Consider the following 12228-nt stretch of genomic DNA (forward strand, 5'->3'; position numbering starts at 1 on the left):
CAAGAAGCCCAGTCGAAAAATAATAAGAGCACGCAACGACTTCTTGGGGAGCTTAGGCTCCCCTTGTCGTTTCTCCCTCCTTGCGCAGGGCTTCCTGCGACCGCCTACACCATTCCCCGAGTAAATGCTAGAATCCCCGCCCATCATGCGGCCATTCTCCTATTGTTGGCCGAACATTCCTTCAAACAGTGCATCCCATGCTGAAGAAGCTGTTCCAGTCGTTCCGCCCTCCCGTACCGGGCCAGCACCACAGGCGCACTACGCCTGAGGTGATCAACAAAAGCCAACATTCGCTGCAGCGCCACCAGTTCAGCCGGCATGCGGTGAACATCGTCGAGCGCCTGCAAAGTGCGGGCTACCAGGCCTACCTGGTTGGTGGCTGCGTCCGCGACCTGATGCTGGGCATCACGCCCAAGGACTTCGACGTCGCCACCAGTGCCACCCCCGAACAGGTCCGTGCCGAGTTCCGTAACGCGCGCATCATCGGCCGGCGCTTCAAGCTGGTCCACGTGCATTTCGGCCGTGAGATCATCGAAGTCGCCACCTTCCGTGCCCATCATTCCGAAGACGACCAGGGTGACAGCCACCGTTCGTCGCACAACGCCAGTGGTCGCATACTGCGTGACAACGTATACGGCACCTTGGAAGAAGATGCGCAGCGCCGCGACTTCACCATCAATGCTCTTTACTACGACCCGGTCAGCGAGCGCATCCTGGACTACGCCAACGGCGTCCATGATGTGCGTAACCGCCTGCTGCGTCTGATTGGCGACCCGACTCATCGCTACCAGGAAGACCCGGTGCGCATGCTGCGTGCTGTGCGGTTCGCCGCCAAGCTGGATTTCGGCATCGAGAAGCACACGTTCCAGCCGATCCGCAAACTGGCGCCTATGTTGCGCGAGATACCGCCTGCACGCCTGTTCGAGGAATGCTTAAAGCTGTTCCTTTCGGGGCAAGGGGCGATGGCCTTCGAAATGCTGGTCGACCTCGAGTTGTTCGAGCCGCTGTTCCCAGCCAGTACTCACGCCTTGGACGAGCGTCCGACCTATACCCACACCCTGATCAGCCAGGCATTGAGCAACACCGACCTGCGGGTCAAACAAGGCAAGCCGGTCACCCCGGCCTTCCTGTTCGCGGCTCTGCTCTGGCCTGCCTTGCCAAGCCGTGTGCTGCACCTGCAGAGCCAGGGCGTACCGCCCATTCCAGCCATGAACGGTGCGGCCCATGACCTGATCGCCGAGCAATGTGCGCGCATCGCCATACCCAAGCGCTTCACCCTGCCGATTCGTGAAATCTGGGACATGCAGGAGCGCTTGCCGCGCCGCAGTGGTAAGCGTGCAGACCTACTGCTGGATAACCCGCGCTTCCGCGCCGGCTACGACTTCCTGCTGCTGCGCGAAAGCGCTGGGGAGCAAACCGATGACCTCGGCCAGTGGTGGACGGATTACCAGGAGGCCAACGACAGTGAGCGGCGCGAGATGATCCGCGAGCTGGGCAGCCGTGACGAAGGCGGCGCGGGCACGGCTCGCAAACGCAAGCGCAGTGGCGGCAAGCGCAAGCGCAGCGGTGGTGACGAGGCCTTCGAGTGACCACCCGTGCCTTCATCGGCCTGGGCAGTAACCTGGACGCCCCGGCCGAGCAACTGCGCAGCGCCCTCCAAGCGCTGGACAAGATTGACGGCACTGGACTGGTAGCCACATCGGCCCTGTACACCAGCGACTCACTGCTGCCCGGCCAACCGCGCTACACCAACGCCGTCGCGGCACTGGACACCACGCTGGCGCCACTGGCTTTGCTCGATGCTCTGCAAGTCATCGAGAACGATCAGGGCCGCGTGCGCAAAGAGCGCTGGGGCCCACGCACGCTGGACCTGGATATCCTGCTGTACGGTGATCAGGTCATCGACGTACCCCGCCTCAAGGTGCCGCATTACCACATGCATGCCCGCCCTTTCGTGCTGTACCCCTTGGCCGAGCTGGTGGCGAGCGACTTCCGCCTGGCCGATGGCCGTACCCTCGCCCAACTGCTCGAAGCCTGCCCGTTCGTCGGCCTGGAACGCCTGTAAACCGGGCGTTTGAGACATTAGGCAAAGCGCGGTAACGCCAGTAACACCCCGTTAGTAACAATGCGGTAACAGGGTGATTGACTTCCCCCACCTCGCTCACGACTATAGGCGTCCCGTGTGGCACCCCGGTGCCACATACCCGTATTTAGGCCCGGACGGACCTGTGCCCGAACATCACACCCGATGATGTGCCGCTCCGGAAGATGACTACACGCGTTGTATGCAGTCGTTTTTCACAGCGCCTGAACGAGGATTTACCTACATGCCTGAAGTAACCCTGACGACCCTCCACGGCCTGAAGGCCAAGGGTGAAAAGATCACCATGCTGACCTGCTACGATGCAACCTTCGCCAAGGCCTGCAGCCAGGCCGGCGTCGATGTGTTGCTGGTAGGCGACTCTCTGGGCATGGTCTTGCAGGGCCATGACAGCACCCTGCCCGTCACCACCGAAGAAATGGCCTACCACACAGCCTGCGTCAAACGCGGCAACGATGGCGCGCTGATCCTCGCCGATCTGCCGTTCATGGCCCACGCGACACCAGAACAGGCTTTTGCCAACTGCGCCAAACTGATGCAGGCCGGCGCTCATATGATCAAACTTGAAGGCGCTGCCTGGCTGGCCGATACCATCCGCCTGCTGGCCGAACGCGGTGTGCCGGTGTGCGCGCACATGGGCCTGACGCCACAGACTGTCAACGTACTGGGCGGCTACAAGGTGCAGGGCCGCCAGGAAGCGCAAGCGCGGCAAATGCGCGCCGACGCCATCGCACTGGAACAGGCAGGCGCGGCAATGCTGCTGCTTGAATGCGTGCCCAGTGAGCTGGCAGCAGAAATCACTCAGGCAGTGAGCATTCCGGTCATTGGCATTGGCGCAGGTAGCGCCACCGACGGCCAGGTACTGGTCCTGCACGACATGCTTGGCCTGTCCTTGAGCGGCCGGGTGCCCAAGTTCGTGAAGAACTTCATGCAAGGTCAGCCAGACATCCACAGCGCCCTCAGTGCCTATGTCACCGCGGTCAAGGGTGTCACCTTCCCTGCAGCCGAGCACGGATTCAGCGCATGAACACAGTCAAGACCGTCCGCGAACTGCGCGCAGCCGTCGCTCGCGCCCGCGGCGAAGGCAAGCGCATCGCCTTCGTGCCGACCATGGGCAACTTGCACAGCGGCCACGCTGCGCTGGTGACAAAGGCAGCTCAACGTGCCGATTTCGTCGTGGCCAGCATCTTCGTCAACCCATTGCAGTTCGGCGCCAACGAAGACTTGGACAAGTACCCCCGCACCCTGGCTGCCGACCAGCAGCGCCTGCTCGATGCCGGCTGCCACCTGCTGTTCGCGCCCACGGTACAAGAGATGTACCCTGACGGCATGGCCGTGCAAACCCGCGTCAGCGTACCTCAGCTCTCCGAAGGCCTTTGCGGCGCCAGCCGGCCAGGCCACTTTGAAGGCGTGGCGACCGTGGTCAGCAAGCTGTTCAACATGGTCCAGCCAGACCTGGCCGTGTTCGGCGAGAAGGACTACCAGCAACTGGCGGTGATCCGCGCCATGGTGCGCGACCTGAACATGCCGATCCAGATCATTGGCGAGCCCACCGTTCGCGCCGAAGACGGCTTGGCGCTGTCTTCGCGCAACGGTTACCTCACCCCTGAACAGCGGACCACGGCGCCGGTCGTGTATCGCACCCTGAGGCAGATCGCTGATGCGCTTGGTCGCGGCCAGGTAGATTTCGACGCACTGATCGAGCAAGGCAAGGCCGACCTGATCGCTGCCGGGCTGCGCCCGGATTACCTGGAGGTGCGCCACGCAGTCAATCTGCGCCCGGCCACTTTTGGCGACCGCGACCTCGTCATTCTGGTAGCTGCTTATTTAGGCAACACCCGGCTGATCGACAATCTCTACCTGCATCTGGACGAAAAAACCGCATAACGGTCAGGGGGTGCCGTGCCGCCCATGGCGCCCCTAAAAACCCCCGCCTCCCCATTCCCTGCACGCGCCCTTTGCCTATAATGATGGCCAGTCTGAACCCGGCAATGAGTGCCCTGTCCAAGGCTCACCACGCATCAAGGAATTTCGTGCAATGGCGTATTACCGTACACCCCACGATGTGACGGCCCTGCCTGCCTGGCAGGCCCTGCAGAAACACCGCCAAGCTATGCAAGGCTTCAGCATGCGCGAAGCCTTCGCCGCCGATGCAAAACGTTTTGATGACTTCTCGCTGAGCTCCTGCGGCCTGTTTCTGGACTATTCGAAAAACCTGATCACCGACGAAACCCGCACGCTGCTGGTAGCGTTGGCAGAGCAGGTCGGTTTGCAGGATGCAATCAAATCGATGTTCAGCGGCGAGATCATCAATGCCTCCGAAGGCCGCCCGGTGCTGCATACCGCACTGCGCCGCCCGGTAGGCGACAAGCTCAGCGTCAACGGCGTCAACGTGATGCCGGAAGTGCACAAGGTGCTCAACCAGATCACTGAACTGGTCGGCCGCATCCATGACGGCCTATGGCGTGGCTACAGCGAAAAACCGATCACCGATGTGGTCAACATTGGCATCGGCGGTTCCTTCCTAGGCCCTGAGCTGGTCTCCGAAGCCCTGCTGCCCTACGCTCAACGTGGCGTGCGCTGCCACTACCTGGCCAATATCGACGGCAGTGAGTTCCATGAGCTGTCGGCCAACCTGCGTGCTGAAACCACCCTGTTCATCGTCTCGTCGAAGTCGTTCAACACCCTCGAGACTCTGAAAAATGCCATGGCCGCACGTACTTGGTACCTGGCCCAGGGCGGCTCGGAAGCCGAGCTGTATCGCCACTTCATCGCCGTATCCAGCAACAAGGCCGCGGCCGTAGCCTTCGGTATCCGCGAAGAAAACATCTTCCCGATGTGGGACTGGGTCGGTGGGCGCTATTCGCTGTGGTCGGCCATCGGCTTGCCGATTGCGCTGGCCATTGGCACTGCCAACTTCAAGGAGCTGCTGTCCGGTGCCTACACCATGGACCAGCACTTCCAGACCGCCCCGTTCGAGAAGAACATGCCGGTACTGCTGGCCTTGCTGGGCGTCTGGTATGGCAACTTCTGGGGCGCCAGCAGCCACGCGATCCTGCCGTACGACCACTACCTGCGCAACATTACCAAGCACCTGCAACAGCTGGACATGGAGTCCAACGGCAAGAGCGTGCTGCAGGACGGCACCCCGGTGAAAACCGAGACCGGCCCAGTGATCTGGGGCGGCGTGGGCTGTAACGGTCAGCACGCCTACCACCAGCTGTTGCATCAAGGCACCCAGTTGATCCCCGCCGACTTCATCGTGCCAGTGGTCAGCTTCAACCCGGTGGCCGACCACCATCAATGGCTGTACGCAAACTGCCTATCGCAGAGCCAGGCGCTGATGCTGGGCAAGACCCGCGAAGAAGCCGAGACGGAGCTGCGCCAGAAGGGCATGAGCGAGGCCGACATCGAAAAACTCGCCCCACACAAGGTGATTCCGGGCAACCGCCCGAGCAATACACTGGTGGTCGAGCGCATCAGCCCGCGCCGCTTGGGTGCGTTGGTGGCGATGTACGAGCACAAGGTGTTCGTCCAGAGCGTGGTCTGGGGTATCAACGCCTTCGACCAGTGGGGCGTCGAGCTGGGCAAAGAGCTGGGCAAGGGTGTGTACCAGCGCCTGGTCGGCAGCCTGGAAGACAGCGCCGAAGATGGCTCCACCCAGGGCCTGATCAACTACTTCCGCGGCCGTCATCGCGGTTGACCGTCAGCCTGTTTCGACCCTTTCGCGGGTAACCCTGCGAGAGGGCCGGCACAGGGTGAACACCACCTCCAGCTACACTATCCATCGAATAGCCGTTGCAGTCCCTCCGACAAGAGCAGGACCACCCGCCATGTTCGATATCAAGCAATATCCCCACGCCCTGGCAGTCAGCCAATCGGTAAGCCTCACCCCCGACGAATATCAGCGCCTTTACCGTCAATCGGTCGATGACCCCGACACATTTTGGGCAGAACAGGCCAAGCGTCTGGACTGGGTCAAACCCTGGTCGACGGTGCAGCAATGCGACCTGAACACCGGCAGCGCCCGCTGGTTCGACGGCGGCCAGTTGAACGTCAGCCATAACTGTATCGACCGCCATCTGGCTCAGCGCGGCGAGCAGACTGCCCTGTTGTGGGAGGGTGACGACCCCAAGGACTCGAAAGCTGTCACCTACCGCGAACTGCACCGTCAGGTCTGCCGCTTGGCCAACGCCCTCAAGGCACGCGGAGTGAAAAAAGGCGACCGGGTTTGCATTTACATGCCGATGATCCCTGAAGCCGCCTATGCCATGCTGGCCTGCACCCGCATTGGCGCAATCCATTCGGTGGTGTTCGGCGGATTCTCGCCCGACGCGCTGCGTGATCGAATTCTCGATGCCGATTGCCACACCGTGATCACCGCCGATGAAGGTGTTCGTGGTGGTAAACGCATCCCGCTCAAGCACAACGTCGACAAGGCGCTGACCAACTGCCCAGCGGTCGACAGCGTCTTCGTGGTGCGCCGCACTGGGGCCGATGTAGCCTGGAGCGAGGGCCGCGACCTCTGGTATCACGAAGCCACCGAGCACGCCGGCGACGACTGCCCGCCAGAGCCAATGGAGGCCGAAGACCCACTGTTCATCCTGTACACCTCCGGCAGCACCGGCAAGCCCAAGGGCGTGCTGCACACCACCGCCGGCTACCTGCTGCAGGCGACCATGACCTTCAAGGTGGTGTTCGACTACCGCGACGGCGAGGTGTTCTGGTGCACCGCGGACGTCGGCTGGGTCACCGGCCACAGTTACATCGTCTATGGCCCCCTGGCCAATGGTGCAATTTCGCTGATGTTCGAAGGCGTACCCAACTACCCGGACACCTCGCGGTTCTGGCAGGTGGTGGACAAGCACCAGGTCAATATCTTCTACACCGCACCTACCGCCCTGCGCGCTCTGATGCGTGAGGGCTCAGCACCGTTACAAGGCACCTCTCGCCAAAGCCTGCGCCTGCTTGGCAGTGTTGGCGAACCCATCAACCCGGAAGCCTGGGAGTGGTATTTCGAAGCGGTCGGGCAAAAGCGCTGCCCCATCGTCGACACTTGGTGGCAGACCGAAACCGGCGGGATCATGCTTACCCCACTGCCGGGCGATCGTACACTCAAGCCCGGATGCGCCACCCAACCGATGTTCGGGGTACAACCGGCGCTGCTGGACGAACAGGGCAAGCCTATAGAAGGCCCAGGCGCCGGCCTGCTGGTGATCAAGGCCAGCTGGCCGGGGCAGATCCGCAGCGTCTATGGCGACCACCAGCGCATGGTCGACACCTACTTCAAGCCCATGCCTGGCTACTACTTCACAGGCGATGGCGCGCGCCGGGATGCCGACGGCGACTACTGGATCACCGGCCGCATCGATGATGTGATCAACGTCTCCGGCCACCGAATCGGCACGGCCGAGGTAGAAAGCGCACTGGTGCTGCACGACAGCGTCGCCGAAGCCGCGGTGGTGGGCTACCCCCATGACCTCAAGGGCCAAGGTGTTTACGCTTTCGTCACCCCCATGAGCGGCATCACACCGGACGATACGCTCAAGGAGAAACTGCTGGCGTTGGTCAGCAAGGAGATTGGCAGCTTCGCCAAGCCCGAGCTGATCCAGTGGGCCCCGGCCTTGCCCAAGACCCGGTCGGGCAAGATCATGCGGCGTATACTGCGCAAGATCGCTTGCAATGAACTGGACACCCTCGGCGACACCTCGACCCTGGCCGACCCGAGCGTGGTACAAGAGCTGATCGATAAACGCCTCAATCAATAGCGGGCCGCCAGCTGCCATGGCCTCCCTGCGACACAGGACGCCATGGAAGCTCTACGCCGCCGCATCGAAACCCAGGTCATGAGCCTTACCGGGCTGGCCCTCGGCCAGCTCGACCTCGAATCACCCAAGGGTGACCCTGGCCTGTTCGGCCCGCACAGCATCAGTTGGCAAGTACATGGCGACTTCCCAAGCATGCTGGTCGGCGGCATCGGTGCCTTGATGCTGCAGCTGTTGCACCCGCTGGCGCTGGCCGGGGTGTGGGACCATTCCAACTTCCGCGAAGACCTGCTCGGGCGCCTGCGCCGCACCAGCCAATTCATCTCCGGGACTACCTTCGGCTCAACCCGCGATGCCGAATGGCTGCTCGACAAAGTGCGCACCATCCATTTGCAGGTAACCGGCACCGCCCCTGACGGCACGCCCTACGCTGCCAGCGACCCAGATCTGCTGACCTGGGTACACGTGGCCGAAGTCAGCAGCTTTCTCGCTGCCCACTTGCGTTACCGCGACCCCTACCTTTCACGTGCCGATCAGGATGCCTATTACGCCGAGATCGCCCTGATCGCCGAACGCCTGGGGGCGCGCGATGTGCCACGCTCCTGTCAGCAGGTCGAGGATTACCTGCAACGCATGCGCCCCTCTTTGCAATGCAGTTCACGCAGCCTTGAAGTGGTGGGGATTCTACTCAAGGCGCCTGCTCCAAGCCGGCTCGCCGAGCCGGTCGGCAAGCTGATGCTGCAGGCCGGCATCGATCTGCTACCGGACTGGGCCCAAGCCATGCTCGGCCTGCAACAAGGGCCGCTGCAACGGCGCATGGTCCGCCTTGGCCTGCAACGCACGGCGCCGATCCTGCGCTGGGCCATGCAAGACGGCTCGGCGCACCGGGCCAGGCGACGCATGGGCATCGAGTGAGGGGAAATCGGCTCGCCGCAGCGGAACCGTTTTAACGTGCCATACTCCAATCACTCCTGCTTGGACAGACGAAGCGACACATGTACAAAGGATTGACTCGCGCCCTTGGCGCCCTGCTGGCTCTGGTCGGCCTCTATAGCCTGCTCGGCTTTCTTGTGGTTCCTGGGGTCGCTTTGCGGGTGGCCAACCAGCAACTGGCCCAGTACGCCACCGTGCCTGCGCACCTGCAACGCGTGGAGTTCAACCCTTTCAGCCTCGAACTGACGCTGTGGGGCCTGCAACTGGGCGAGCCGGGCAAGGAGCAGGTGGGCTTCGAACGGCTCTACGCCAACCTGGCGCTCGACAGTGCGTGGACCGGCGCACTGCACCTGCAAGCCATTGAGCTCGACAAGCCTCGCAACGAGGTGTTGTTCGCCAAGGACGGTACGCTGAACCTGACCCAGCTATTCAAATTACCACCCAGCCAGCCCAAGCCGGATGAAACCCCCAGCGACCCGTTTCCCCTGCGTATCGGCAGCATCAAGCTCACTGGCGGCTATTTGCATTTCGAGGACCAGCGCCCAAGCGAGCCAATCGAATTCCTCTACGATGACATGAACCTTGAGTTGAAGAACCTCAGCACCCTGCCGGACGACAACGCCGACATGACGCTGGTGGCGCTGAGCCCCAATGGCGGGCGCATCGACTGGAGCGGCACGCTCAGCCTGGCACCGATTGCCTCGCAAGGCACGCTGAAAGTCACCGACGCCAAGATGAAACTGTTCTGGCCCTATGTACGTGATGCCGTGCCTCTAGTGCTCGAAGACGGCGTGGTCAACCTCGACACCCACTACACCCTCAACCTCTCCAAGCAAACCGAGCTGTTGCTGGACAACACCTCGGTGAAAGTCGCCCCATTCGCCATCAAGGCCCCCGATGGTCGCCCCCTGGTGCGCCTGGCCAACCTGCAGGTGAGTGAGACCTCCATCGACCTGGCCAAACAGCGGGTCACCGTCGGCAAGGTGCGCAGTGAAAAACTGGAAACCTGGGCGGCGCTGGAGAAGGACGGTCAACTTGACTGGCAGAAACTGTTCGCCAGCCAGCCCACGAAGGCCACACCCAAACAGAAGGCGGAACCTGCGGCTGCCGAACCTGCCAAGGATCAACAAGCCGCCAATGCGCCCAGCAAACCCTGGCAGGTGCTGCTCAAGGATGTGCAACTGCGCAACTATCAAGTACACCTGGCCGACCGCAGCCAGCCGGAGCCTGTGGCCCTGGATGTCGGCCCGCTGAACATCGACCTGCAAGGCTACGACAGCCTCAACCAGTCACCCTTTACCCTCAAGCTCGATACTGGCGTGGGTAAACAAGGCAAGCTGCAGGCGGACGGTGAGGTCAACCTGGCGCCGGTCACGGCCAAATTGAATGTCAGTACCCGTGATATCGACCTGCGCGTTGCCCAGGCTTACATCAGCCCCTACATTCGCCTGGAACTTCGCAGCGGCATGCTTGCCAGCGATCTGAAGGTCGACCTCAAAGGCACCGAACCGCTGGCCTTCACCGTCGCGGGCAAGGCACAGGTCAACCAGTTGCACACACTCGATACCATCAAAGGCCGTGATTTCGTCAAGTGGCAGCAAGTCAACGTCGATGGCCTGTCGTATGTGCACGGTGATGCCCTGGCCATCGATAAGGTGACCTTGATGCAGCCGTATGCGCGGTTCATCATCAACGAAGACCGCACCACCAGTGTCGACGACCTGCTGATTCCGCAACCGGCTGGCGCAGCCGCCAGCAGCCCCGCCAAGGCAAACCAGGCTGCAGCCAGTAAACCGCTGGGCATCCATATCGGCCAGATCGACATTAAAGACGGCTCTGCTAACTTCGCCGACCTGACCCTGACTCCGAACTTCGCCACTGCCATTCAACAGCTCAACGGCCAGATCGGCACCATCGACAACCGTAAGCCGACACCGGCCAAGGTCGACGTGAAAGGCAAAGTCGACCGTTATGCCCCAGTTACCATCAAAGGCGCCCTCAACCCGTTCAACCCGCTGGCCAGCCTGGACATCGCCACCAGCTTCAAACGCGTCGAGCTCACCACCTTGACCCCCTACTCCGGAAAGTTCGCGGGCTTTCGGATTCGCAAAGGTCGGTTGAACCTCGACCTGCACTACCTGATCACCAACGGCCAACTCAAGGCAGAGAACAAGGTGGTGGTCGAGCAACTGCAACTAGGCGAAAAGGTCGACAGCCCGGATGCCGTGGACCTGCCGATTAGACTGGCGATCGCTTTGCTCAAGGACACTCAGGGGCGTATCTCCATCGAATTGCCAGTCACGGGCGATTTGAACAACCCACAGTTCAGCGTCATGCCAATCGTCTGGCAGACGCTGCGCAACCTGGTACTGCGCGCCGCGCAGGCACCGTTCAAGTTCATCGGTGGGCTGATCAGCGGTGGTAGTTCGCAAGACCTCGGCACCGTGGCATTCGCCCCTGGTTCCAGCGACCTTAGTGCAGAAGCCCAGGCGGCACTCAATAAGCTGGCAGCGGCGCTCAAGGAACGCCCAGAGCTGCGCCTGGAAATCGAGGGCACCAGCGCCCAGAGCAGCGACGGCCCTTTGATTGCGCAGCAGCGTCTGGAGCGCGAGTACCAGGCTACTTGGTACAAGATTCTGCAGCGCCGTGGCGATAAGGTCCCGGCCAACGCCTCGATGCTCCAGGTCGATGACAGCGACAAACCGGCGATGCTCGAAGGCATCTATCGCACCCGCCTCAAACAGCAGCCACCGGCTGAGTGGGAACAACTGAGCCGCGAGCAACGCACCGCCAAACTACGCGAAGCGGTGATCAAGTCGTGGGCCGAAAGCACCGCGCTGCTTCGTACCCTGGGCCAGGAGCGGGCGAGCAGCATCAAGGACTATCTGGTAGACAAGGGCAAGCTCGAAGATGACCGGGTGTACTTCATCGACACCAGCCTGGGACAAGCCGAGCCTGATGGGCGGGTGATCACGCCGATGCACCTGGACGCAGAGTGAGCCTTGAACCAGGCAGGGGCCTACGCGCTTAGCCGCGAAGGCCAGTTCACGCTTACACCAGCCGCTGGCCCGATACTGCCGGGTGATACAGCGGCTGCACCTTGTTCCCAGCAGGGTCGAGTATGTGGAAACTGCGGGCGCCGTCACCATGGTTGAATGGCTTGTCCAGCAGGGTCACGCCCCGCGCCTTGAAGTAGTGGAACCAGGCTTCGAGTTCCTCCACGCTATCGACGATGAACCCGTAATGGTCCAGGGTCTGCAGCCCATTGGCCACCCCTGCCCCACGCCCCAGCGAAAGGTTGTCATTGCCACAGGTCAGATACACTAGGTCTTCGTTGGCGCGGTTGAGTACCTTCATGCCCATTACATCGACATAAAAGCGCTCGCACTCCTCAAGGTTGGGTACCAACAATGCGATGTGGCGCAGGCC

Annotated in this window: 9 protein-coding genes; 8 read left to right on the forward strand and 1 reads right to left on the reverse strand. The window is 61.9% G+C overall.

Annotated features, from left to right (window positions below; genetic code table 11):
- Positions 1-197 precede the first annotated feature (197 nt).
- The 8 genes from ACK59H_RS17815 to ACK59H_RS17850 all read left to right on the forward strand — a co-directional run bounded on the left by ACK59H_RS17815 (position 198) and on the right by ACK59H_RS17850 (position 11798).
- Entirely contained in the window at positions 198-1589 is a 1392-nt protein-coding gene (locus ACK59H_RS17815) for a polynucleotide adenylyltransferase PcnB (RefSeq protein WP_409264740.1), read from the forward strand.
- A complete protein-coding gene (folK, locus tag ACK59H_RS17820) occupies positions 1586-2065 on the forward strand; it encodes a 2-amino-4-hydroxy-6-hydroxymethyldihydropteridine diphosphokinase (protein ID WP_409264741.1) in 480 nt (159 codons plus the stop codon). The genes ACK59H_RS17815 and folK overlap by 4 nt, the downstream gene beginning before the upstream one ends.
- A 262-nt stretch (positions 2066-2327) precedes the next feature.
- Entirely contained in the window at positions 2328-3128 is an 801-nt protein-coding gene (gene panB / locus ACK59H_RS17825; RefSeq protein ID WP_060478626.1) for a 3-methyl-2-oxobutanoate hydroxymethyltransferase, read from the forward strand.
- Complete coding sequence (gene panC / locus ACK59H_RS17830; RefSeq protein ID WP_060478627.1) at positions 3125-3988, forward strand: pantoate--beta-alanine ligase; 864 nt, start codon at positions 3125-3127, stop codon at positions 3986-3988. Before panB ends, panC begins: the two co-directional genes overlap by 4 nt.
- 151 nt (positions 3989-4139) lie before the next feature.
- Positions 4140-5804: a glucose-6-phosphate isomerase gene (pgi, locus tag ACK59H_RS17835; protein WP_060478628.1), complete on the forward strand. Its 1665-nt coding sequence runs from the start codon at positions 4140-4142 to the stop codon at positions 5802-5804.
- Positions 5805-5934: 130 nt separating this feature from the next.
- Positions 5935-7869: an acetate--CoA ligase gene (gene acs / locus ACK59H_RS17840; protein WP_397468744.1), complete on the forward strand. Its 1935-nt coding sequence runs from the start codon at positions 5935-5937 to the stop codon at positions 7867-7869.
- 42 nt (positions 7870-7911) lie between these two features.
- Positions 7912-8781, forward strand: a complete 870-nt coding sequence (locus ACK59H_RS17845) for an oxygenase MpaB family protein (protein WP_409264742.1) — start codon at positions 7912-7914, stop codon at positions 8779-8781.
- Positions 8782-8861: 80 nt separating this feature from the next.
- Positions 8862-11798: a DUF748 domain-containing protein gene (locus ACK59H_RS17850; RefSeq protein ID WP_409264743.1), complete on the forward strand. Its 2937-nt coding sequence runs from the start codon at positions 8862-8864 to the stop codon at positions 11796-11798.
- Between the two features lie 52 nt (positions 11799-11850).
- Here the strand turns inward: ACK59H_RS17850 and ACK59H_RS17855 are convergent.
- Positions 11851-12228: VOC family protein (locus tag ACK59H_RS17855; RefSeq protein WP_409264744.1), on the reverse strand; the 378-nt coding region annotated here is incomplete at its 5' end.

The organism is Pseudomonas sp. KCJK9000 (assembly GCF_046230725.1).
Taxonomy (GTDB): Bacteria; Pseudomonadota; Gammaproteobacteria; order Pseudomonadales; family Pseudomonadaceae; genus Aquipseudomonas; species Aquipseudomonas promysalinigenes.

Bases quoted from the DNA above. Each gene is read 5' to 3' on its own strand.
- acs (WP_397468744.1), top strand. From the start codon at position 5,935: ATGTTCGATATCAAGCAATATCCCCACGCCCTGGCAGTCAGCCAATCG.
- pgi (WP_060478628.1), top strand. From the start codon at position 4,140: ATGGCGTATTACCGTACACCCCACGATGTGACGGCCCTGCCTGCCTGG.
- ACK59H_RS17815 (WP_409264740.1), top strand. From the start codon at position 198: ATGCTGAAGAAGCTGTTCCAGTCGTTCCGCCCTCCCGTACCGGGCCAG.
- ACK59H_RS17850 (WP_409264743.1), top strand. From the start codon at position 8,862: ATGTACAAAGGATTGACTCGCGCCCTTGGCGCCCTGCTGGCTCTGGTC.
- panC (WP_060478627.1), top strand. From the start codon at position 3,125: ATGAACACAGTCAAGACCGTCCGCGAACTGCGCGCAGCCGTCGCTCGC.
- panB (WP_060478626.1), top strand. From the start codon at position 2,328: ATGCCTGAAGTAACCCTGACGACCCTCCACGGCCTGAAGGCCAAGGGT.
- ACK59H_RS17845 (WP_409264742.1), top strand. From the start codon at position 7,912: ATGGAAGCTCTACGCCGCCGCATCGAAACCCAGGTCATGAGCCTTACC.